Here is a 24,098-nt window from a genome sequence, read left to right on the forward strand (position 1 = left end):
ACCTAGTCTCACTGCGGAAAAGAGATCTTTGACGGAGGCGATATTGAGAGGCATATAGTTGGGCGAATTAATGGCTTCCTTGATGGACTCGACGGCTTGTAGCCTGAGACGAATCTAAGTGAAGGAGTAGACTGATGAGTAAAATTACCAACTTATGCGAAGAGAACGCTCGAAATGCTTGCATTTTGGTGGTCGATGACGAACCGTTTGTAAGACGGTTAGTTAGTAGATGGCTTAACGCTGCAGGACACAGTTGCTTCCTTGCAGCTAGTGTCGAAGAGGCTACAGCAATTCTTGATGCTGAATTCATTGATGTAATCACATCTGATATCAACATGCCAGGAATGTCTGGTGTCGAATGGCTGCCGCGTCTACGAGCGACACATCCAGATATTGCTGTGTTAATGCTGACGGGTTGTGACGACATTCAACATGCTATTTCGACGCTTACAGCAGGAGCTTCCGGATACCTTATCAAACCCGTTGATAGGAGGGAATTGTTATTTCAAGTCGACCGTGCGTTAGAACGACAGCGAATAATTATTGCTGATCGTAACCGATCGATTGAGTTGGAGGAGAAGGTTCGTGAGCAAACCCTTCAGATTCGACAATCACACGAGGAGACCATTGAACGCCTGATTGTAGCATCGAAACTACGTGATGACGAAACGGGCGAACATATCCGTCGGATTGGCGAGTTAAGCGCGATTATAGCTGGTAAGATAGGGTGGTCGAACGCACAAGTCGACATGATACGACTCGCTGCCAGTATGCATGATGTAGGAAAGGTCGGTATTTCCGATGCTATCCTAAAGAAGCCAGGAAAGCTCACCCCTGAAGAATACAGGATCATGCAAGCCCATACAAAAATTGGGGCAAAGATCATGTCGGGATCAAATGTACCCATGCTGCAAATGGCAGAACAAATTGCCCGTTGGCATCATGAAAGGTGGGACGGAACTGGATACCCGGATGGACTTGTCGGTGAGCAGATTCCTATTGCCGCTCGAATTGTCGCAATCGTAGATTTCTACGATGCGGTTTCGCATGATCGCGTATATCGTAAAGCAATACCTCAACCGGAAGTCCTTAAAATGCTCAGCGATGGTAGAGGGACTCAATTCGATCCAACCCTCTTAGATGTCTTCTTCGATTCGCTAAATGATGTACAACGAATATTAAACAACGGAACTAAAAAGCAGTCTTTGCTTTACAACCAGGAACCTTTATTCGAGTCGACTGTTATTGTTAGTTCGTCCTGTCACCCAACAAATCTAACGCAACTTTTTAATTATAATTGATAAAAAAGAAGTAAGGTTTCCTGTTCTCCTTCATCCCACGTCTGAGTGTATAGAAAGCTAACGAATGAGTATCGAAGATAAAGAATTACTGGCTGAGTTTGTCGTCGAATCTCAGGAGCATTTGGAAAACGTTGAATCCCATTTGCTTACATTAGAAGCCCAACCAGATAGCATTGATATTGCTTTAGTTAACAATGTTTTTCGTGCAGTGCACTCTATAAAAGGTGCTGCGGGATTTCTAGGACTTCAAACTCTAGAGTCCTTGGCGCACCGGGAAGAAGAAGTGCTGAACCGATTGAGAAATCAGGAAATGCGCCCAACAAGTATCGTGGTGAGTACCTTGTTAGCGGCGACCGACCGACTCAAGGGGTTAATCAATGCAATCGAGACATCGAACGAGGAGGATGTTTCTGCTCACATCGCGGCACTTGAGAGTCTCCTAAATGAAAGGGCAGTAACCGTTTCAGTCCCACCTGTTAAGGACACCGGAAAATCACAGACTGGGGGGGCCGAAAATCATGAAGGGGACCGGAGTAGTCCTGCAATGTCAACAACGGCAGCTGCGGAAACCTGTAAGGATCAGGGGTCGGAAACAGGAAGGGAACCTAACAAAGAGTTCGTTATTGAAAGCTACGACAATCTCGAACAGATCGAAAGAGACCTCGTTAGTATCGAACGTGATCCGTCAAGTAGTGATTTAGTTCATGCAATTTTTCGAAACCTCCACACGATCAAGGGAAGCTCAGGTTTCTTCGGCTATGCAAATGTCGAGAAACTTGCCCATTCAGCGGAAAACTTGCTTGGAAAATTACGGACGGGTAACCTAGAGATGAGCGGGGCGATCAGTGATCTCATGTTTTCGACCGTCGACACCCTACGGAGGTATTTGCAAAAAATCGATCGTGAAGGAACGGACGGAGCGAACATCGCCGAGGAGCTGATTGATGCGATTAATTCTGCAAGCGGCCTAGATCTTTCTAGTTTGGATTCCAAGGACGAACCGTCGAACGACAACAACGCATCAGCTTCAGATTCACCCGCTACGAAGAATTGCTTAGATACTGATGCGTCCTCTTCTCAGAGACAAACGAATCCATCAGAGATTTGTATACAACAAGAAAGCAAGGCTCCTTCATCTAGCCCAGCGATAAATGAAACTCCCGTTGCCTCTGCGGCTGAATCTACTATCCGCGTAGATGTCTCTATGTTAGATAAGCTGATGACTTGTGTTGGCGAACTCGTTCTGGCCCGAAACCAGATCATTCAGTTCACCGGAGTTCTGGGCGATAGTGACCTGCTAAGCGCAAGTCAAAGATTGAATCTCATAACGGCTGAGTTGCAGGAGGGCGTAATGAAAACCCGCATGCAACCGATCGGAAATGTTTGGAGCAAGTTTCCGAGAATCGTTCGCGATCTAGCAAATACTTGCGGCAAGGAGGTTCGAATCGAGATGGAAGGCAAAGAAACGGAACTCGACAAGACAATCATCGAAGCAATCAAGGATCCACTTACGCACCTTGTGAGAAACTCCGTCGATCACGGTATCGAATCCCCACAAACACGAGTTCAAAGTGGGAAGAATCCGGAGGGCTGTCTCCTCCTTCGAGCATACCATGAAGGGGGGCAGGTCAATATCGAGATTTCCGACGACGGAGCTGGACTGAATCCAAAGCGAATCAAGGCGAAAGCGTTGGAGAAGGGGCTCATCAGTAAAGATCAGGCCGAGAATATGCCAGATCATGACGCGGCACAACTGATCTTTTTACCAGGATTCTCAACGGCCGAGAAGATATCCAATGTCTCTGGACGCGGGGTTGGCATGGATGTCGTTAAGACGAATATCGAAAAAATCGGTGGTGCTGTCGACGTCAAAAGTCAGGTTGGCCTGGGGACGGTTATCAAAATTAAAATACCTCTTACTCTGGCAATAATTCCTGCATTGGTGATTACTAATGATAATAGTCGTTTCGCGATTCCACAGGTTAACCTACTTGAATTGGTGCGGCTTGAAAGTGATAACGCCGCTGACAGTATTGAGTGGATACAGGGATCCCCGGTTTATCGATTACGTGGTAAACTTCTTCCGCTCGTCTTTATGAATACTGTACTTCAGTCAAATTCTCTTCGGAGCGAACAATCCAATCGTGCTATAAATATCGTGGTTCTGAGGGCGGATGAACGTCAGTTTGGGCTAGTCGTCGATCAAATAAACGACACCGAAGAGATCGTAGTAAAGCCATTGACAAAGCAACTAAAGTCCATCCCTGTCTTCTCTGGAGCTACGATTATGGGAGATGGGCAAGTTGCTCTCATCCTTGATGTAATGGGTTTAGCCTTTACATCCAATGTGATCTCTAAAGAACGAGATCGTAAACTAGTTGATTCAGCCACACTATCCCAAAGCTCCGAGGGAACTCCGCAGACACTTCTGATACTCGAAACAGTTCGGAATCATCGATTGGCGTTACCGATATCACAGGTTGCCCGACTCGAAAAAATCGAAAAGACAAAAATTGAATTTGCGGATAATCAAGAGGTTGTTCAATATCGTAATGAAATACTCCCTCTCATCCGTTTAGCGAGAGTGCTTGGAATGGAGACACACGAGGAATGTGAATCTCCATGCTTAAATGTGATTGTCTACAATGAAGGAACAGCCAGTGTTGGTTTTGTTGTTCACAGGATAGTAGATATTGTGGAAACTCATTTAGAAGTTTCTCGACAATCTACAAGAACAGGGCTACTCGCCACCAGCGTTATAAAGGAGCGAGTCACAAATGTAGTAGATCTACCAGCCGTGATTAGGCAATCAGGAGTGCTAAGCCAATATGAATAACCAGAACCATTCTAAGGAGGAATTTACTATGAATCTTTCCAGAAGTCGCCAGCTTTGCACGTTTTTCGTTGATAATCAAATGTATGGCGTTGATGTTCAGATCGTGCAAGAAGTGATTCGATACCAGCAGATGACGCATGTTCCGCTTGCGCCCGACGCAGTATGCGGTCTTATCAACCTACGGGGGCAAATCGTAACCGCTATTGATCTGCGTAGGCGACTAGGGGTTTCTCCGCGTTCTGAAGACTGTTTGCCAATGAATGTAGTCGTGCGTGGAGACGACGGAGCAATAAGCCTGTTAGTCGATCAGATAGGTGAGGTACAGAACATCGAGGTTGATCATCTTGAACCTCCCCCGGAAACATTGCGGGGGCCCTCACGATGCATGATTCAGGGAGCCTATAAACTTAAGGATCGGCTTTTGTTGATCCTAGATACTGAGCAAGCTGTAAACATAGCAAGAAACTGATCAAAAGACAACTTCTACAAAACCTTACTTCTTTCTTAATTATCCAACTCTTTGCGTTTTTGTAAGGAGCATTAGTCACGAAAGATTTTTTACCTTTCCGTTTCAATTCTAAAAACAAGAGATTTTAAAATGTCATCAAATAACGTGCAGCGTAAGCCAGCTTACCAAAAAAAATTGAGTACTTCTCATTCCGTTGGGGTACAGACCGATGAATATCGCGAACAAGTCGAGGTAATACACAATGTTTTTGCCGCGATTGAGTACGATATGGACGGAACGATTCGAGCGGCAAATGAAAAGTACCTCGCCATGTTGGATTACAACTTGGCAGATCTTGAAGGAGAGAACCATAGTATTCTTATGGATGGTGCGTACTACAATAGTTCCGCCTTTCGAAAATGTTGGGCGGATGTTGCAAAAGGAATTCCTCACTCTGGCGAATACAAACTTATCAACAAGGCTGGAAAGGATGTCTGGGTACAATCGCAATACTATGCGGTTTTTGATAGTAACGATGAACCCGTGAAGATTGTACAGCTTTCGGTAGATATTACTGATCAAAAATTGCAGTCGATCGACAACGCAAAGATCCGATCCATGATGGATAGTATGGCTGCTGCTGTTACTTATGCAGACAGCAACTTTGTTATTACTTACGCCAACCCTGCTGCCATTCGACTACTAAAGAAAGTAGAGCAATTCCTACCGATTCCCGCCGAACAACTTGTCGGCCAGTCGATTGACGTTTTTCATAAGCGGCCAGAACATCAACGCCGACTATTGAATGACCCAAAGAATCTACCGTTTACGGGACAGATTCAAATTGGTCCCGAACATTTTAGCTTGCAGGCAAATAGCATTTTTGATCCTGAAGGCAAGGTAACTGGAACCTTGGTGGTTTGGTCACTCGTGACTGAGAAAGTCGAGAATGCGAGGAAAATACAAGAGAACCATGAACGAGATCAGAAGGCCTCAGAAGAACTCCGAGAGAAGGTAAACAAGATTCTCGAAGTTGTAAACGCAGCAGCACAGGGCGATCTCACGAAGGAGGTTTCTGTCATCGGCGAAGACGCGATTGGTCAAATGGGAATCGGACTCTCTCAGTTCCTTGCTGACCTGCGACGAAGCGTTTCGGCAATCTCAGACAATGTTACAGCTTTGGCGGGTGCATCCGAAGAGCTTTCTTCGGTTAGTACGCAGATGTCCGGTAACGCGGAAGAGACATCGAGCCAGGCAAATCTTGTATCCTCAGCATCTGAGCAGGTTAGTCAGAATGTCAACGTTGCGGCCACTGGTATTGAGGAGATGAATTCAGCGATACGGGAAATCGCAAAAAGCGCGGCTGATTCAGCACGTGTAACCCAGCAAGCTGTGGTGATTGCTGAGACTACCAATCAAACAATCGGTAAACTTGGTGAAAGTAGCACGGAAATCGGTAAGGTTGTAAAGGTGATTACATCTATCGCCGAGCAAACAAACCTGCTGGCACTGAATGCGACGATTGAAGCAGCGCGTGCGGGAGAAGCGGGGAAAGGCTTCGCGGTCGTCGCCAATGAGGTCAAAGAACTAGCCAAGGAGACAGCGAAGGCGACGGAAGATATAAGCCTTAAGATTGAAACGATACAGTCGGATTCGCGAGGTGCGGTTGAGGCAATCAAGAAAATAAGCGATGTGATAAACCAGATCAATGACATCTCCAATACAATTGCCAGTGCGGTTGAGGAACAGACGGCCACCGCGAATGAGATGGGACGCAACGTTGCGGAAGCGGCGAAAAAATCTGGTGAAATAGCGCAAAACATTACGACGGTCGCGTCGGCTGCTGATAGCACATCCCAAGGTGCCTCAAACACGCAGCAGGCAGCCAGTGAACTGTCTCGAATGTCCGCCGAGCTTCAACAACTGATCTCCCGGTTTAAGTTTTAGGCACAGAGTTGAGTTTTTGATTAAGGGGCTGCGCCTCGGTGAAGCCCCGACTGATAATAGTATTACAAAATCAAGAATAGTCATGATACAGAAAAATGATCGCTCAACAAAAGAACTCTTCCTCATGGGAACGAGTTTTCGCAACGCGGCAGCTTGTGAGCGTAAGCACCTCGCATTCTCCAAAGAGTTTGCTCAATCCATTCATCAGGATATTTCGAAAGAAATTGGGGACGTGGAATTCTGCATGATATCAACTTGCAATCGTGTGGAGTTTATCCTTTTCGGCCCCAGAGATCCATCTGTTTATCGTAGATTGGGTAATATCATAAATAGGTACTGTCCGCATTTTAAAGAAATGCAGGAAAAGGGGATGATTCGGAAGCTTCAGGGCACGGCTGCCTACGAGCACGTACTAAGCGTTACTTGCGGACTTGAATCCTTGATTCTTGGAGATACGCAGATTGTGCAGCAGGTTCGGCAGGCACTCCAGTTTGCAAGATACTCGGGAACGTCAGGGGCTTATTTAGAACAAGCCATAGGAAGAGCCCTGAGTCTTGGAAGCTTTGTTAGATCAGAAACAACTATAAGTTCCGGATCATCGGGTGTAGCGGCAGCAATATGTGATACGATCGATGAATGGAATGATAAGTCTGGCATAGCAACGCGGATTCTACTAATTGGCGCGGGTTCGATCAACTCAGGCGTTGCTAGACTAATCAAAAATAGGGGAATCTATGAGATTTCAATCGCAAACCGAACCGTTGAGCGAGCACAGCATCTTGCATCAAAACATTCTGGCAAAGTAATACCATGGAGCGAGCTGAATCATGCTATTGAATGCTCTCATGTCGTTGTAGCAGCGACTGGTTCGAATGAGCCTATCATCCGCCGAGCGTTGCTTAACAGGCTACCTAAGAATAGCCTCCACCACACAGCAAAACTAATTATCGACGCTGGTATGCCTCCCAACGTCGAATTCGATGATTCCTTACCGATCAAACAGATTGGGATCGATAACATCAGGGAAAAGCAGGATCAGAATCTTGCTCGCCGTCTCGAAGCGGTACCCGATGTGGAGCGACTCATTGAAATTGAAAAGCGAAGTTGGCAGGATTGGTTAGATTGCCGACCGCTCGAAGACGTTTTAAAATCCTTGTATCTTGACCTAGCAGCTGCCCCCAGCCGAATCACAGAACGCCTGACCGGTACCGATGAAAGATCGGTGGAGGATATACATTATGTGATTCATCGTGAACTCAAAAAGCTACTTCATCCACACGTCAATGTTTTGCGTTCCGTTGTAAGTTCAGTTGCCAAAAACGCAACTTGTGGTAAATCGTAATTATTACACAGATGATATCGTAAGGATTAAATGACAATGACAATCAAAATACAGGCCATTCACGAGATTCGTCCAGATGGTCTAAAACTAAGTATCCCAAGTCTGTCAAGCACCCAACGAATTATGTTTACAGGTGTTGGTGTTTTATTTGTCGCGGTTGGATTTGTCGGGGTGTTTCTTCCTGGCATTCCGACTACCGGTCCTCTTATAGTAGCTTCGTATTTTCTTACCAGGAGCAATCCACGACTTCAGCAAAGACTCTTTGGCAGCAAGGTTTTTAGAAACTACACGTGCTATTTAGACGGTTCGACGCCAATGCCACTTCGGGCACGTATTAGTGCGTTAGTATGTATGTGGGTAAGTATTTTTGTTAGTTGTTTTGTCATGAAAAGCGCTTCGAATATAGGTCCGATCTTTTTGACAACGATTGTATTTTTAGGAATGCTTGGATCTGTCATGATACTCTTCTATCGCAGGGGAGTATGATGATGATGATATTCGTATCGCGTATCGAGCGAATGTTAGTGGCTGAGTGGTAGTGTTTTTTTCTGAGTATACGACCATTCAATAATCAGTTAGGTACAGGAACTTCGTTTCAGACCGTAGGGCATGTTGAAGGTTGTATGTGTTTTTTGAGTAGGGGTAATCGCATGAATGCTTTAGTTATCGATGATTCGCGAACGATGCGAACCGTCATTGGGAATATGTTAGAGAGTTTGGGTTTTGAGGTTGCCGAGGCTGGGAATGGGCTCGAAGCCATGGAACATCTACGACAATTTGGTCCACCGAATGTGGTCCTTGTTGACTGGAACATGCCAGTGATGGACGGACTCTCTTTCATCAAGGAGGTTCGTGCTGTAGAAGAATTCTCTGAATTGCCTGTGATGATGGTTACGACCGAAATCGAAATGCAGCGAATTGCTCTCGCCTATCTCGCTGGAGTTAGCGAATACGTAATGAAGCCGTTCGACCAGCCTACGATTCATGACAAACTGCGCTTGCTCGGAGTTATCAATTGAACATGTCGCGCAGGATAAAAGTTCTTATCGTCGATGACTCAGCGGTAATGCGAAGGTTGCTCTCTGAGTCGCTTTCCATCGATAGCGAAATCGAGATTGTTGGCTGGGCTGCCAATGGAAAAATAGCTTTGGCTAAGATTCCCATTGCCCGACCCGATGTTGTCACATTGGATCTTGAGATGCCGGTGATGGACGGTTTGCAAACTATCGTGGAAATTCGTAAGCTTTATGACAGGCTCCCGGTTATCATGTTTAGCTCACTTACAGAGCGTGGTGCGGATGCGACCTTCGAAGCCTTGGCAAAGGGGGCGAACGATTATGTAACCAAGCCGTCTCAAGTCGGTAGTGTGACTGAAGCCATCCATAATGTCCAGAGGGAATTGCTTCCCAAAGTACGAGGGTTGTTTCGTGCGAACGAAGACTCGCTTTCAGGTAGGGCGGGGGCACAAGCGCCCATTGATAACAAGCGGAGCTCGAATGTAACTTCCAAGGTATCCGACGTTCGCTTTGACGTCTTAGCAATTGGTGTATCAACTGGAGGGCCTAACGCGTTGGCGACATTGCTGCCGCAGTTGCCTGAGAATTTTCCAATACCGATCTTGATTGTGCAGCATATGCCGCCAGTATTCACAAAGCAGCTGGCCGACCGACTGAACCAGTCCTGTTGTATTTCCGTCCGAGAGGCAACTGATGGTGATTTGGTTCGCCCTGGAACCGCGTTAATTGCTCCAGGTGGACAGCATATGTTTGTTCAGAGAGAAGGAGCTGTTTGTCGAGTCCATCTCGATCAGTCGCCGATGGAGAATTTTTGCCGTCCTTCAGTCGATGTGCTGTTCCGCTCCATCGATACAGTTTTCGGGCCCCATGTTTTGGCTACTATACTAACAGGGATGGGAAGAGATGGATTGGAAGGGTGTCGAGGTATCCATCAAAGTGGTGGCTATATTATCGCACAAGATAAGCCCAGCTCAACTGTCTGGGGAATGCCCGGGGCAGTCGCGGAGGCGAAATTAGCTGATCGTATCCTACCTTTGGACCGGATAGCGGATGAAATCATTCGGCACGCTTTTCGTCATCGAAAACATGGTGTCCTTGCGAATTTGAGAGGGTAAAAATGTCTGCAACTATACCTATATTGAATGCTGAGACCTTTGGTTTCATTAGTTTGATGGTGAGAAATAAGTCGGCGATTGTGCTCGATGATCAAAAAGCTTACCTCGTACAATCACGCTTGTCACCAATTCTACGTGCCCATGGATTTGAATCTTTCGAGGATCTCGTGGTAGAGCTTAAAAAACCAAGGTCATCATTCCTCGTCCAAGAGGTTGTTGAGGCAATGACTACGAATGAAACAAGTTTCTTTCGCGATTTACATCCTTTCAATGCGCTTAGAAGTCAAGTTTTGCCAGATTTAATAAGGCGGCGTCATAACGAGCGAAGTTTGACGATTTGGTCCAATGCTTGTTCTAGTGGGCAAGAGCCTTACACAATTGCGATGTTACTGCGTGAGTATTTTCCAGAGATTACGGGGTGGTCCTTGCGAATACTTGCATCGGATATTTGTTCGAAGGTACTTGAGAAGGCAAAAGCTGCTGAGTTCAATCAAACCGAAGTCAACCGCGGCCTCCCTACGCAATTTCTACTTAAGTATTTCAAACGATCTGGAATGAAATGGATAATTAATGAAGATATTCGACAAATGGTTGATTTTCGCCTGATTAATCTTGTTGAGCCGTGGCCAGATATTCCCGTGGCTGATATTGCGTTTCTAAGAAATGTACTAATCTATTTCGATATTGCAACAAAACAGAGAATATTAAGTAAGGTTCACAAGTGCCTACGGAGTGATGGTTATTTATTTCTAGGCGGTTCGGAATCAACTATGGGATTCGAGACGGCGTATTCCAGAGAAAAGATTGGCGATGCAGTTTGCTATCGACCTTTATGAGTTTCCTACGGTGGCAAGAATGATTTGAGCGTTACACAAGTCTTCTCGAACGTTTGGGATTCCGTTTGGCCAGTCATCTACTGTCGTCGCCGCAAACTAGGGCGAGGGCACTGTGAGCTCAAGCATATTAAGGACAAAGTGGATCAATCCCTTTCCACCGAGCCGCGATTGTTTACCTGGATGGTAGTCTTCTCGGAGATGCTTTCGCAGATCTACACATCGGACGGCCTTGGGATTTGTGCCAAGTATGCGTAGATGTTGGTGCAAGGCATTCGTTATTCTCGATCAACGACGCATTCGAGATGCGGATGGCGGCATCGTAAGCGACTAATCCCAGTCGGATTAACCCTGTCCCATTATTTTTTGAAACGGACAACCAAATCTTCGATGGTTTCCGTAACAGTTACAACAATGTCGGAGTCGAAGTCTTCGCTTTGCTGATACATCTCGGGGATCGCACTACGAAGTGCAGTGTGATTCGGATTAGGAAACGTTACAAACACTTGGTACTTTCCGGGAACAACAGAAGGAATGTTTGCAGAGTCTTGAAGGGTGAATGTACCATCGGGCTGTATCAACGCGGATACCGCGAATAGTCCATCCTCAGGACGAAAAATGAGCGTGCCTCCCGTTAGGGGAGAACCATTTGGAAGGAACGCTTTTCCACTGACCTTGACGCCGTCCGGCCTCGCCACAGGCCCTTTTCCGCATCCGGATGACAACAGCGAAAGCATGATGGTGGTGAAAACCAAAGCACAAAAGATGGCGGGTTTTTTCATATCGGTAGCGGTGAGCCTCTATCGCGGATTCCTAACAAACAAGCGTGGGTTGCCGTCGCAAACTCACGCTTGAAAAAACTGACATTCGACACAGTTGCTGACTAGAAGTCTCCAGAGACGACTTCGCCACCTCGTGCCGTCATGAGGGCAGCAAATACATCTGCCGCAACACTTTCGGTGAGAAAACGTACGGAACCATCTGCTAAACCGACGTTCATACCACCGGTGTGAAAGCTGAACGGTTCACTATCATTGTTGCAGTTCATGATGCATGTTCCAGGCTCACCGCCAACTAAACCGCTACCATTGTTGATGCCTCCATTTAGTCGATGGGTGCCATCCATCGAGCCAGCTCCACCATCCGGGTCAGTCCAGCCAAAGCCTTCAGGTCGCGGTAACGCAGAACCCATACTGCGAATGATCCCTCCGTCTCGAATATACCAATTCGGACGCGCGGCATTTTCTAAGATCAGCAAAGTGTTCGATGTACCATCTGTAATTTCGCCAATTCGGGTCTTTTTGTTTTGGACAAGAACACCATCCTGGTCAGCAGTGCCTCCGGGATTGACAATGCCCTGCGCCAAATAAAATCGATTTCTCAAGCGGTGCATCACGATATAGTCAGAGGGGCCCATGACGCGGCCGTCTACATCTGTTCCGGTTCCAAAAGCTGGAAATCGCTGCGATCCCACTGGAGCGGAAGGACAAATGAACAAGGACAAAACATTTTGGCCAGCAGCAACGTTGGTTCCCATATTCCAACGAATATTCTTATCGTAAATATTGGACAAATTTCCTTGTTCCACGAAATCGAGAACCACAACGCACCAACTCAGGCGACCGCCAGCCAAATCACGCGGTCTGGATTCTGGGAATGCTTTGTATGCGCTTTCAAAATTGTGCATAGCCAACCCGAATTGCTTCAGGTTGTTGCTGCATTGCATGCGACGTGCCGCCTCGCGAGCAGCCTGAACGGCGGGTAACAACAACCCGACCAGAATTCCGATAATTGCGATGACTACCAACAATTCGACGAGCGTGAATCCTCTTTGGCGTCTAGAAATCTTCATCTAATGTCCTCTTCCTTATAAGGTGACGGCTCTGTAACAATTAAAAAATCACACAGGTGAAACTATCTCCAACTTTTGTTGCCAGCCCACCTAGTCGAAAATTCTACGTCGAATCTCCGACTCTCCCGATCGCACGAGAAGACGTGCTGTCTAGCACGACATCTGCTCGATGCGACGGGCGAGAAACATACCCGAAGCTATCCATTTTTAGATGAAGAAATTATGAATTGTTCTTTAAGTTTCCACTCTTCCACGTTCGCCATTGCTTCTGGTGCAAACTGATGCAATTCCACGGGTAAAAGAAAAGCGGACGCTAAAAGATAACGGGAAGGGGACAATAAATCTTGAACAACTGCCCCCCTCAGGCTGGCCTGTCGAAACGGTAAGAGCTTAGATAACTCGGGAGGTTTATCAACCGAGACAGTTATTTCTTTCGCAGGCATCAGTCCCGGGTGGCACGCTCTGAGGAACGAAGGGCGTTAAGGACAAGGTGGATCAATCCCTTTCCACCGAGCCGCGATTGTTTACCTGGATGGTGGTCTTCTCGGAGTTGCTTTCGCAGATCTACGCATCGGACGGGCTTAGGATTTGTGCAAAGTATGCGTAGGAGTTCATGCGTCCTTAGCGTAGAGGAGTGGTTCGATCCAAGCGCTGGTGCGAATTGGTTGGTATCAGGGGAGGCGGTCTTCCATGCAAATGGCCTCGTTGCCTCGTCCACTACAAAAGAATCCAGAATTCTTCGGGAGGGTGAAAGGTAAGGCTCTATGGGGGAATTAGCATATCAAAGACCGCCGAAACGTCGGTGGCGTTTGCTGTAGTCCTCAATCGCTAGAAGCATGTCGTCGCGACCGAACTCAGGCCATGGCCGCTTGGTGATGTAGAGTTCGCTGTAGCTGATCTGCCACAACAAATAATTACTGATTCGCATTTCGCCGCTGGTGCGAATCAACAAATCCGGATCGGGCATATCCGATGTGTAGAGCGAAGTTGAGATTGTTGTTTCGTCGATGTCGTCAACTCTCAGGGCACCCGATTGCACTTGCTGTGCGATCTTTTGTACGCCGTCGACAATCTCTTGTCTGCTGCCGTAGTTGATCGCCAGACATAGATGCAAACCGGTACAGTCCTTGCTCTGTTCGATCACCGAATCCATTTCCGTTAAAACATCTTCTGGTAAGCCTTGCCGACGACCGATCACTGTCAGCTTCATGTTCTTCTCAAGAAGCGTTTTGCACTCCTGGACCAAGAATTTTTTCAAGAGCCCCATCAGGAAATCAAGTTCGTCTTTAGGGCGTTTCCAGTTCTCGTTTGAGAAACAATAAAGGGTCAAATGCTTGATCCCAAGCTCAACGCAGGCTTCGCAAGCGGCCCGGACTGAATCCGCTCCTTTTCGATGCCCCTCGACACGCGGCAGCCCGCGAGATTGAGCCCAACGCCCGTTTCCGTCCATGATAATGGCCACGTGGGGCGGGATGACGAGATCCTGCGTCGGTGCGGGCTTTGGTTTTTTGCGAAAGAATGACATCGATAATAGGTGACTAGGGAAACTGGATGTCGATCCAAACCAAATGATGGTCCGAAGCATCCGAAACGTCGATCGGTAACGACTGGCTTTCCTCTTTTGTTAACCAGTAAACTCCCCCGCCTACAATCTTTAGATCTGCTGAAGGGAGCACGTAATCGATACGCAGATTGCCTGGATTTCGGTCATTAAAGTCTCCTGTATCATGGGCAGAGTCACCACGGTGTTTCAAATTGGCTTGCCCAGAAATCTTCGATGCTTCGACCGCTCCAGGGCTTCTAGGCGTAAAGCTGTTGTTCACTCTCTTGGATTCTAGCAGCCGGTTGATTCCAGCCTGGATGCCGTCCCCGTCATAGGGATCGGCATTGAGATCTCCCATCACCACAAACGATGCCGTTTGAGAAAGTCCGCCCCGCACTCCCGAGTCGTCCATCATATAATTAGCTCCCTCGATGTAATCAGCGAAGAGGCGAATCTCGTCGTGGTTGCGACATCCGTTTCGATCCTCGGGGCCGTCGAAGACGGGAGGGGTTGGATGGCTGGCGAGGAGGTGCAATTGCTTTCCATCGATTTTCACCGGAATGTCCCAGTGGGATTTCGAACTGAGTCGCAGTTGCTTCCAAATCTCGTCGGGGTAATAGGCTTTCCAGGTTCCTGCCTCGCGATCTCCCGTTCCTGGAACGAGTGGGTTTGGCATGTCGCTCCATAGAAACCTTTGAAACGTCCTAATCTGGTCCGTTTGCAATGGAAATCGGCTGTAAACCACCATTCCGTACTGGCCGGGAAAGGCCCCGTAACCCCAGGCATCTTCGGGCTTTCCGGTTTTTCCCGTCCCTGTCAAATTCAATCCCGACTGAATGCCGGTATTGACCTCGGCAGTAAACCAATGCTGGTAATCCATCGGTTTTGTTTGGGCTTCTGAGATCTCAGTGTTGAGATAGCCTTCGGCGAGCAGCTTGGCCGTTTTTCCACCGTCATAGTCGACTTCGTTGGCCAAAAGCACGTCAGGTCGGACGATCTGCACGATGGTAGCAATCTTTTTGGCTTGCTCGTCTCCCTGTTCCAGATCTCTGGCCAAATCGCCATTGTTCTTGCGATTCAACGCCATGTTGAATGTTGCGACTCGGTAGGTCCCGGGGGCGGGGGGAGCGACCTGCTGAGCATAAACGGTTTGCTGGAATGCCCAGGAACCAGAGGAAACTAGAAAGCCAAGGTTCAGCAGGAATAGAAGTGTTGGTTGCGTCTTCATGGAAGTTTTGGAAGTAACTTTGCGTTCAAAGGATCGTTTGGCCATCACAGGTAGGCTAGCTCCAATCGCCGCAGAAACGACGAGACTGGTGGGCACCCCACTCGTTCCCAACCGGTGACCAACATTTCGTCCGGCCTGTGTTAGGCTGTGTTCCCAGAGCTTAATGGATCACGCTCCTCCATGGGGGCAAACCTTGCCAACATCGCTCCCTTTTAAGCGTTTCTTAACACGGTCAGTACACGCTCGAAATCCTCAGGGATGGGAGCGACAAACTGCATCGACTCACCTGATTTGGGATGTTTGAATTCCAGCTTATATGCATGCAAGGCTTGACGTTCGAGCTCGACAGTATCGTCTCCCGGCTTGGGGGGGAGTCCCGAAGCGTGCCGTCGTAGAAGCTGTCCGCGGGTGACCTGTGCATGTCCACCATACAATCGGTCACAAAGGATAGGACATCCGATGTGGGCGAGATGCAAACGGATTTGGTGCGTTCGCCCCGTCTTGGGCAAGACGTTGAGCAGAGCATAGCCCTCATACCGTTCGACGACTTCAAAATAAGTCGACGCATCGCGGCTCGAATGATGCCCTGAGCGAATCGCCATTTTTTCGCGTTGGTAAGGATGATGCCCGATCGGTTGGTTGATCCAGTCGCGATCACGGTCCAGCTTGCCGAGCACTAGTGCCATGTATGTCTTGTTGACTTCTCTGGCTTCAAACTGGGCACATAGTTTAAAGTGCACTTCGTTGGTTTTGGCGATCGCAATCACACCGCTCGTATCACGATCCAGGCGGTGTACGATGCCGGGGCGAGTTGCTCCGCCGGCGTCACTGAGTTGCTGGAAATGGTGAGCGAGTGCAGCGGTCAAGGTTCCTGACCAATGACCTTTGGCCGGATGCACAACCATGCCTGGCGGCTTGTTGATAACGGCTAGATACTCATCTTCGAACAAGACATTCAGAGGGATCTTTTCCGGGATGGGACCATCCGTCGGAGGTGGTGGCAGAACCCCGATTCGGATTCGTTGCCCCTCGAAGACTTTAAACGCAGGCTTGACCGGCCGACCGTCCACGAAGACCTGATCCTCAGCGATCACTCGTCGTAGGAAAACGCGGCTATAGCCGTCAAGCATGAGAGTTAGAAAGAGATCGATCCTCTTTCCTTCATGCTCGGAGGGTACCACGAATTCCACATTCTCGAGCGATTCGGCTGAATCGTCAGGCGACTCAATGACAGTCGATTCGGGGGCTAGCAATTCAGCAGCCACCGATTCGGTAGACTCAGGCGATTCGGGCGATGCTGTTTCATCAATCGGAAGTGTCACTGGCTGTCCGTACTATCGCTTTTCTTCGGATTCTTCCTCGTCTGACTCTTCGTCATCTTCATCGTCGAATTCCTCATCAAAGTCGTCGTCGAACTCTTCGTCGTCGAGATCATCTTCATCTTCATCGTCTTCCTCGCCATCTTCCATTTCGAGCCCGACGAGATCAGGGTGAACCATGATCATGTCTTCTTCCTCGGGATTGAGCACGATGCCGATTTCGAAGTTGAGCGGATCGAGCAGTGTCGCTCCATCAACTGATAGCAACTCCACGACTTCGCCATCGAGTTGTTCCGCGATGGTCTTGGAGAAAGTGTTGGCTCGCTCTTCGTCCAGAAAAACCACGACGGCGGGAAAGTCTTCACCCTCGACGATCAAGGCCGAGTAAGCTTCTTCGTCTTCTTCTGACGCGAGCACTAAGAGGAAAAACTCGCGGTTGAGGAACCACGACTGCACAGCACCGCTGTCCTCTTGGGAGATCGCGGCTGTGAGTTCTGCGAATGTGTTGCTGTCAGATTGAGACATAACCTTAGAAACCATAAAAAGAAATCGTTTTGTTCCGAGCAGCCAACCGAGCCCGGGATGGCCACCCCATTGCGGGTAGTGTCGCAGAGTTTCGACCGATTGACTACGCCCGAACTTTGTTGCCCGCTGGAAAATCCTCAAAAAGGCTTGAGGGTTCCACTACAAATGGGGGAGTTTGACTTCATAAACCGTTCTACTACTTGCTTCTGGGCATAGAGTTTGTCAGATTTGCCCCCCAAAAAATCGTAACCCTTTTGGGCTAGCAGATCCGCAGCCCTCCGGCCTGACTTTCGGTCGTCCTCGCAAATCACAAACTCGGGAGGCATGTCCCAATCGATACCCTGGAGCACTTCTAGCTCGAATCCTTGAGCGTCGATCAGCAGTAGCTTCAAATCGCCTGAAGCGGCGGTCTGAAACATATCCGACACGGGAACGACAGGGACGTGGTCTTCGCGAATGGATGCCAGGAACTCAGGAATACGACGCCGATAAGATTCTCCCCGAAAGCTATTCCGTTGAATCCATTCCTCGACGATCGACTTCTCAAACGAGCCTTGTCCGTGCGCCCAGCGGTTTGCCGGTCCCTCACCATCCATCTGATCGGCCATGTCAGGCGGGATGGAAAAGAAGCTCAAGCTTCCCGGGGTTTTGCTGCATGCACATTGTCGGATCTCAATGTCGTCTCGGTTCGTATAAAGAGCCTCAAGCTTTTTCACATAAAACCATAGTGGTTCTACTAGCACGGCTCGGTAATTATCGGAGTTGCCGGGCGTTCGAAGAAATGGGCGGAGCGGATCGCACATTTCGCCGTCGTTCGCTCCGACTTGGACCAGGAACTTCGGCTCCGGTTGACGAAAATACCATCGCAGGAACTGAGCTACCACGGCATCTTTGTCGCTAATGAGGTGGCGTGATCGACCGGTTAGAGCTGCCAAAGAGCGGTGGGCTAGGTCGAACATGATATGCGTTGCGATTTGTAACGGTCGCTCAATCGTTCGTTTACTTTCCCAGCTTTCGAAACTCACAAACTCATAGGGGAGCCGTTTTACAAAGCTTGGTTCGCTGCCGAGGGCTAACTGGCTCGGGCTAGAGAACAGCTTGTTCCCTTTGCGATACCATTTTGATGGAAGTCGCTCGACGATCTGAGGATTGGTCCACAACAGAAAATTACCGAGCGTTTCGTATTCGCTAAATCCAGCTTCGGTGCTGCGGTCTGTATGTTCTATGATCGCATCCCACCAAGGTTTATTGTGTTTCTGTTCGACTCCCTGGCAAAAATATTGTGCAGCCGAGCAAGGGTAGGGAAAACACTGAGCGATGAAACTCTTCTCAGCAAGTTTCGGTATTCCGAGAAGGGACTGCATGGAGAGAAAGTAAGGCTCGTGCATCTCATCCGATTCACGGAAGAGCAATCGGTCACCGTGAAAGAATTCGAGTGGCTTCAAAGGAATCGTGTCAGCATCCCAGATGAGTGATACGCTGCCGGCGTCTCCTGCCCGCAACGCTTCGATCTTGATCAATTGCTGAAGAATCCAGCCGGCACGATGGGCAAGGCTCGGTCCCAGCCGGTCCTTTATCTCGGCAAGACTAGGCAGATTCAAGCTGGATTCTGCAACGATCTCGAATTCGCTGTCGGTTTCTCTGCGAAACAATTCCAGATCGTAATCGGGTACGTAGACCACGTAACGCTGAGCAGAAACCGAACGAACAAGCCGTTGCGATGCGACCCGCCAAGTAGCTATGTCTCTAGCAATGCACGTCGAAATGGATTGATAAAACGAATGCATCGAGTTGCCTGTTCCGTCTGATTGATCCCTCACCACGCCTCGCTTCCATCCCCTCGCTTCGCTCGACCCTCCCAAAGGGAGGTTGAGGTGAAAAAGAAGGGAGGGTGAGGTGCTCTGTTTCCTACCGAACGATTCTAAGGCAAATTCCAGCGCTTTCTAAGTCCCCATTGCGAAATCATGAGGGCCCCTAACAATAGAAAGGTAATCCAACTATCAACGATTCCGTCCCCGAGACGCTGGTTTTCTACGATGGTTTCAGTCGCCATTTTTCGACGTTCTCTGAGCAAGCTGACAATCTCGTCAGCTTGGTCGGGCGTGAAAAGCTTGCCCCCCGCATCACGGTTCAAACGGACCATCTGTTCCATCAGCCCCCAATCTGGAATAGGTTGCAGATTCTCAAGTGACAGATCTTCCACAATAAAAGGGAGCTTAGCTTCTACCCTCTGGCCTTGAGAACCGACCGTTGAGGCCCGCCATTCATAGCGGCCGGGATTGGCGGTGCCAGGAAAATTCGCTCGAAGCGACTTGTTGTCACGCTTTGACATGATGACCTCTCCCAAGTCGACAGGCTGAGAAGCTGAGTCGGTATCCGAAATCTTCCATAGGTGCAACGATATGTTCGATGGCATTTCTAAATTGTCCGTTCCACCATTCCAGTCCAAGATGACTTCAGCGGACTCGCTCAAGGTAAGTCGTCTTCGACTCATCCGAAGATTCATTCCCTCCTCAACGACTTCTCTACGCATGCACCAATAGATCAATTGACGCCAAAAGGCTTTGTGTTCCTCTTGTCGGCCCTGTCTTACCCAAACGTAGGTCGAGTCGAACGCGAGGCAGAGGACTCGCCCCATACCCGCTTGGCCTGCCACCATCAAAGGCTCGTTTCGGTCGCTTTTCGCCAAGAGCACCGTTCCTGGAGTGTTCTTGATTCCTTCCCAGCGGTTTGCACCAAGCAAAGGATTCAGCTCGTTCCAAATCGCTAGCCCTCCCGTTTCATCGATTCTTAGCATCTCAGGGTTACCAACGACGTTGAGCTTTACAGGTCCCGCGATTTGAGAGCGAGTATCAACCGTTCCGTCCAACGGTTGTCGGGGAGCAGTGCCGAGCACGACTGGGAGCAGGTCACGAAAGGGTTGCGATTCCCCCCAGCCACCAGGTGCATAGGTGTGATATCCACCGAGGGTGATCAAGCCCGTTCCGTTTCTCACTTGCTCGGCGATCAATTGCGCTCCAGCGGCATCGATCGCTCGATAATCCACATCCCCCAGAATGATGCAGTCATAAGCGGAACCGGAAAGTTGTTCGGTTAGATCGATGGGCCAATTCTGTACCGGTGGTTTCCTGATAGGGCGTGTCGACAAGGTAAAGTCTTTGCTTTCCGCGATCGAATTCCGCATGAACTTCATCTCAAAGCGGGCTTCTCCCTCGAGAAATAGAATGCGAGAGCCGCCGTCACGTACGTTGAGATACGTCGTCTGCTGATTGTTCTGTTCGGTGATCTCTCCGGCTACCGGATCGGCTCGAACGAGGAGTTCGTATGCCCCTGGCTCGGGCGCTATGAGTCCCAATTGAAACGGAATGGTTTCATCGTCGCGAGTTGGGTTAAGAATGACTCGCGTTAGTTCGGTCGACTCGTTCGTTTCCGTTTTGAGATAGAGTCGGACTGCTACGGAGCGATTTGCGACTCCGCGAGCACGCAAACTGCCGACCAGATTGAATTGATTCTTGGTAAAGACATCGATCTGCTCTGGGATACCTGTAACGCTAAGGTCCCGAGAATTTTCGCTTTGTGCTCGAGGCCCGATCCCAACCATGTAGAGTGGCACATCGATCTGCAAAAGTTTGCGAGACATAAGCATCGGGTCGATGCTGGCCGGGTTTAGCGTCTGCGCGCCGTCACCCATCCAGATGACAGCCGAGAGGGGGGATTCCAGATTCATGGACATCAATTGGCTCAGCGGGCCTCCAATATCGGTTACAGGCTCGTTGGCTTTTTCTGGAGCTGCAACGGTGGGGCTGCTACTGCCACCTGCACTAAGGGGTCGCAAATTTTTCCCGTACAAGAACGACTGCCAAATGCTATTGCTGCCAATGGTGTCCCGCTGCTTCCAAATGCGATCGATCGTCTCTAATTGGACTTGCCAACGGCTTCTCTCTCCATCACCAAAGGCCAGTTGCATGCTGGCAGATTCGTCGAGAACCACGGCGATCGTGCCCGGCGGTGTCGATTGGCGAGTAAACGTAATGCCCGGCTTGAGTAGTACCAGGAGCAAGACTAAACAAGTGAGTAGACGCAGACTCCACAAACAAATCGATTGCCATCGCGTGATCCTGCCAGTTTCATTGAGCAGGATCAAGAGGAGCAGGAATGCCAGGGAAAACAACAAGACGAGCGTAAAGCTCCCGAAGATGGGACTGAGAGACCAATCCATCACGCCCTCCCGCTCAGAGAAGCGGATGCGGAAGCCGGCCGCTTCGGTCGCTGAGGCGACGATAGGCGACTTGACATGCTGGGCTGCAATGAAGAAGAATTCGTAGCGTAAAAGCGACTCGCCATCGCTTGCTCCGACAAAAACAACAGCACTACAACCACCAGGATATAGGGTGTCAGCTCTCGCCCACTGCGTCCCTCGCCGAGCGAGAATTCGATTCCTTCACGATCTCGTGCGAGCCGAAAGTTCGACTCTCCCAGGCCTGTCGTCAGGATATCCTCGGAGACACGATCTAAGCTAATCTCTGATCGATCAACGTTCACGCTAAAGCCTCGCAGAATGATTCCTTGGGGGCGCAAGCCCTTGAGGCGATAGAATCCGGCGTGCTTAGTGAAGCTGACTTCTATGGCGGACTCGCTAGCTTCGACGACCGATTGTTCTCCTTTGGGATCGAACAATACATACTTCGAGGGGTGAGTCGTGTTGTCGTTTTGAAGCAGAACTCGCTGGTCGACAAAGTAGTTGGTCTGTTGGCTGTTGGGAGCTGCGAGGTAACGCAGTGAGCCTTCGAACAAACCGAACGGCCATTCGGGAGACGAGGTAGTGCGAAACAACTCGCTCCAGGGTTGATCCGCGGAATCAGGATAAGGTAACGCCCAAGTAAGAATTCGGCCTTGTCCGCGATACTCCTCGATGATGGCGGGGAGCTCGTTTTGCGTGAACCTCATCAGTGGAAAGGAGCTGTCCGTTAAGTCCTCGATATCCCAATGTCGAAATACGGGATAGTTGGCCCAGGGAACTTCATCGACCGGCATCTCAAAGACGCTCCAAATGGGATGATTCGGATTGGTCGGATAGAGAACAATACCACGGTCCGTGTCGGCCCTTCTAGTCTGACGTTTGATCGTGCCGGGAAGAAGCTTTCGAACCGGGCTGGCATTCCACTCCTCGGCGGTGCGATAGCCAGGTCCCAGAATAATCATAAGTCCGCCCCCTCCGTTGACCCACTGGTCGAGTCGGTCGCACGTATCGGCGTCAATCGAGGCTGGATCGTAGAGTACAACCATCGACAAGTCGTTTAGTCGAGCTGAGGCTAGCCCCGCATACGATTCTTGGCGGACCGATCGGTAGGCGATGTCGGATGAAGCGGAATCCGGATCAATGGCTATGGAAATTAGATCGGCAGCGTTTTGGTCGCTGGCCGCAACGATTGATTGCCCCACGGCGATCGTCTCGAGGGAAAGAAAAAGTTTGTTGTCAGCCATTAAAGGGTCGGGGCGAGCGATTCGAATCTCAGCGTTGTTGAGACCTTCGAGCAGATCGCGCCATTCGAATTTGAGCTTCATCGATGATGCATTCGATACGCTTACGAGCTGTCGGTCTCGCACGATCAGCTCGGCGGGAGTAAGTGAGTTACCGCTAACTGCCGATTCGCGGTTCGGTCCCTCGACTGCGAACTCGACCGTCATCTGTTCGGGAGTTGCAGTCACCTCGCCGTCGGAAGCGAAGATCTCGACTTCTAGCGAAACATTGCCACCTGTCGTGGCCGATTTTTGACTCATGTCGACGGTGCTGATACCCCAGTTGCGGATCTCCTTGCTAGGTACGCTCAGGTCGACAATTTGCATAAGAATGGGCGGGGATTTGTCGGATTCGGGCTCGGTCGAGAGCAAGCGAGAAATCGTCGGCGTCTCGACTCCCTTCCAAGACGAAGTGTTCAGGTCGGATAAGATATAGATCTCTCTGCGATCCAATTCCGACTTCTTTAGGGCTTCGATGGAGGCGGCGATCCTTTGGACCATCGAGGAGGCTCGGCCCTCGACCTCCGTCTTGTCAAGCAAGCGATTGGCTGAGGTACGATCGTTGAGTAAGCGAACGGCCCCATCGCTGTTGCAGATGGCGATCTGGCTGCCAATGGGTAGCTTGTTCATAAGCCAAGTGGCGGTTTCTTTGGCAACTTCCAAACGAGATTGGTTTTGGTACAGATAATCCATTGAGGGGGAGGTGTCCAACACGATAGCAGCCGCGATCGGGCCGCTGAGATTCGGAATCGCTGCGCCGGCTCCTCCAAAGCTAGCGAGCGTAAACCAAGCCCCTCCCATGAGCCAGAGCACCAACGAAGCTATCGAAGCAATGGTGACGATCCATCGGGAACGTTGCGAGAGAACCGCAGTGACCGCAATAGCCGTTGCGATCACGGCTAAGAGGCAGACCAACCCGATCAGAACTGCCGTTGCCCATTGGGCACTGGGAACGCGGGGAGACGCGAACGCAATCGCGGCTAGCAGAACCAGTAAAGCTCTCAGGAACAACAAAAGCCATCGGCGGATCGACCAACCTTTTTGCGACTCGACAGCTGTTTGCCTGACGAAGCGAACCGCTGGAAAAATAATCACCTTTGGTTGCTTCTTGCCTAGCAGATGCAGCAGAATGGGAGCTGCCGCTAACAATCCACCAGCTAGCAGTGATAGATGGAGAAAACTCATCGATAGGCCCGCAGTCGATGAATCGATTTGAATTTGCTGGTTAAAAGCGCACCGATTGCGTGCACGCTCAAACTTTTGTTGATCATTT

General features: G+C 49.5%; 19 protein-coding genes. 10 read left to right on the forward strand and 9 right to left on the reverse strand.

What is annotated here, in order from left to right; genetic code table 11:
* The first annotated feature begins 134 nt into the window (after positions 1 to 134).
* The 10 genes from SH449x_RS24655 to SH449x_RS24700 all read left to right on the forward strand — a co-directional run bounded on the left by SH449x_RS24655 (position 135) and on the right by SH449x_RS24700 (position 11,096).
* Complete coding sequence (locus tag SH449x_RS24655) at positions 135 to 1,301, forward strand: response regulator (RefSeq protein WP_482378734.1); 1,167 nt, start codon at positions 135 to 137, stop codon at positions 1,299 to 1,301.
* 64 nt (positions 1,302 to 1,365) lie between these two features.
* A complete protein-coding gene (locus SH449x_RS24660) occupies positions 1,366 to 4,137 on the forward strand; it encodes a chemotaxis protein CheW (RefSeq protein ID WP_482378735.1) in 2,772 nt (923 codons plus the stop codon).
* 28 nt (positions 4,138 to 4,165) lie between these two features.
* A complete protein-coding gene (locus tag SH449x_RS24665; protein ID WP_482378736.1) occupies positions 4,166 to 4,606 on the forward strand; it encodes a chemotaxis protein CheW in 441 nt (146 codons plus the stop codon).
* A gap of 129 nt (positions 4,607 to 4,735) precedes the next feature.
* A complete protein-coding gene (locus SH449x_RS24670; protein ID WP_482378737.1) occupies positions 4,736 to 6,532 on the forward strand; it encodes a methyl-accepting chemotaxis protein in 1,797 nt (598 codons plus the stop codon).
* A gap of 82 nt (positions 6,533 to 6,614) precedes the next feature.
* Entirely contained in the window at positions 6,615 to 7,874 is a 1,260-nt protein-coding gene (gene hemA / locus SH449x_RS24675) for a glutamyl-tRNA reductase (protein ID WP_482378738.1), read from the forward strand.
* Positions 7,875 to 7,997: 123 nt separating this feature from the next.
* The gene (locus SH449x_RS24680) at positions 7,998 to 8,360 is read left to right on the forward strand and encodes a YbaN family protein (protein WP_482381853.1); all 363 of its coding nucleotides are present in this window, start codon (positions 7,998 to 8,000) and stop codon (positions 8,358 to 8,360) included.
* A gap of 164 nt (positions 8,361 to 8,524) precedes the next feature.
* Positions 8,525 to 8,893: a response regulator gene (locus SH449x_RS24685; protein ID WP_482378739.1), complete on the forward strand. Its 369-nt coding sequence runs from the start codon at positions 8,525 to 8,527 to the stop codon at positions 8,891 to 8,893.
* Between the two features lie 2 nt (positions 8,894 to 8,895).
* Complete coding sequence (locus SH449x_RS24690) at positions 8,896 to 10,005, forward strand: protein-glutamate methylesterase/protein-glutamine glutaminase (RefSeq protein WP_482378740.1); 1,110 nt, start codon at positions 8,896 to 8,898, stop codon at positions 10,003 to 10,005.
* A gap of 2 nt (positions 10,006 to 10,007) precedes the next feature.
* Positions 10,008 to 10,841 carry a CheR family methyltransferase gene (locus SH449x_RS24695; protein ID WP_482378741.1) on the forward strand — a complete coding sequence of 278 codons (834 nt, stop codon included), beginning with the start codon at positions 10,008 to 10,010 and terminating at the stop codon, positions 10,839 to 10,841.
* 24 nt (positions 10,842 to 10,865) lie between these two features.
* Entirely contained in the window at positions 10,866 to 11,096 is a 231-nt protein-coding gene (locus tag SH449x_RS24700) for a hypothetical protein (protein WP_482378742.1), read from the forward strand.
* Positions 11,097 to 11,197: 101 nt separating this feature from the next.
* Here the strand turns inward: SH449x_RS24700 and SH449x_RS24705 are convergent, their stop codons facing one another.
* From SH449x_RS24705 to SH449x_RS24745, 9 genes are all read right to left on the reverse strand, one after another.
* Positions 11,198 to 11,620, reverse strand: coding sequence for a peptidase associated/transthyretin-like domain-containing protein (locus tag SH449x_RS24705; protein WP_482378743.1), 423 nt, complete (start codon positions 11,618 to 11,620; stop codon positions 11,198 to 11,200).
* A 101-nt stretch (positions 11,621 to 11,721) separates the two neighbouring features.
* On the reverse strand, positions 11,722 to 12,690 hold the full coding sequence (locus tag SH449x_RS24710) for a DUF1559 family PulG-like putative transporter (RefSeq protein ID WP_482378744.1): 969 nt from the start codon (positions 12,688 to 12,690) through the stop codon (positions 11,722 to 11,724).
* Between the two features lie 781 nt (positions 12,691 to 13,471).
* Positions 13,472 to 14,215 carry an isoprenyl transferase gene (locus SH449x_RS24715; RefSeq protein WP_482378745.1) on the reverse strand — a complete coding sequence of 248 codons (744 nt, stop codon included), beginning with the start codon at positions 14,213 to 14,215 and terminating at the stop codon, positions 13,472 to 13,474.
* 13 nt (positions 14,216 to 14,228) lie between these two features.
* Positions 14,229 to 15,461, reverse strand: a complete 1,233-nt coding sequence (locus tag SH449x_RS24720; protein WP_482378746.1) for an endonuclease/exonuclease/phosphatase family protein — start codon at positions 15,459 to 15,461, stop codon at positions 14,229 to 14,231.
* A gap of 212 nt (positions 15,462 to 15,673) precedes the next feature.
* Complete coding sequence (locus SH449x_RS24725; protein WP_482378747.1) at positions 15,674 to 16,783, reverse strand: RluA family pseudouridine synthase; 1,110 nt, start codon at positions 16,781 to 16,783, stop codon at positions 15,674 to 15,676.
* A 12-nt stretch (positions 16,784 to 16,795) separates the two neighbouring features.
* Positions 16,796 to 17,305: a hypothetical protein gene (locus tag SH449x_RS24730; protein WP_482378748.1), complete on the reverse strand. Its 510-nt coding sequence runs from the start codon at positions 17,303 to 17,305 to the stop codon at positions 16,796 to 16,798.
* Between the two features lie 137 nt (positions 17,306 to 17,442).
* Entirely contained in the window at positions 17,443 to 19,092 is a 1,650-nt protein-coding gene (locus SH449x_RS24735; RefSeq protein WP_482378749.1) for an FkbM family methyltransferase, read from the reverse strand.
* A gap of 134 nt (positions 19,093 to 19,226) precedes the next feature.
* On the reverse strand, positions 19,227 to 21,524 hold the full coding sequence (locus SH449x_RS24740) for a hypothetical protein (protein ID WP_482378750.1): 2,298 nt from the start codon (positions 21,522 to 21,524) through the stop codon (positions 19,227 to 19,229).
* Entirely contained in the window at positions 21,524 to 24,010 is a 2,487-nt protein-coding gene (locus SH449x_RS24745; protein ID WP_482378751.1) for a vWA domain-containing protein, read from the reverse strand. The genes SH449x_RS24740 and SH449x_RS24745 overlap by 1 nt, the downstream gene beginning before the upstream one ends.
* Positions 24,011 to 24,098: the final 88 nt, after the last annotated feature.

Source organism: Brakhagea baltica, from assembly GCF_052161605.1.
Classification (GTDB): Bacteria; Planctomycetota; Planctomycetia; order Pirellulales; family Pirellulaceae; genus JBKCUI01.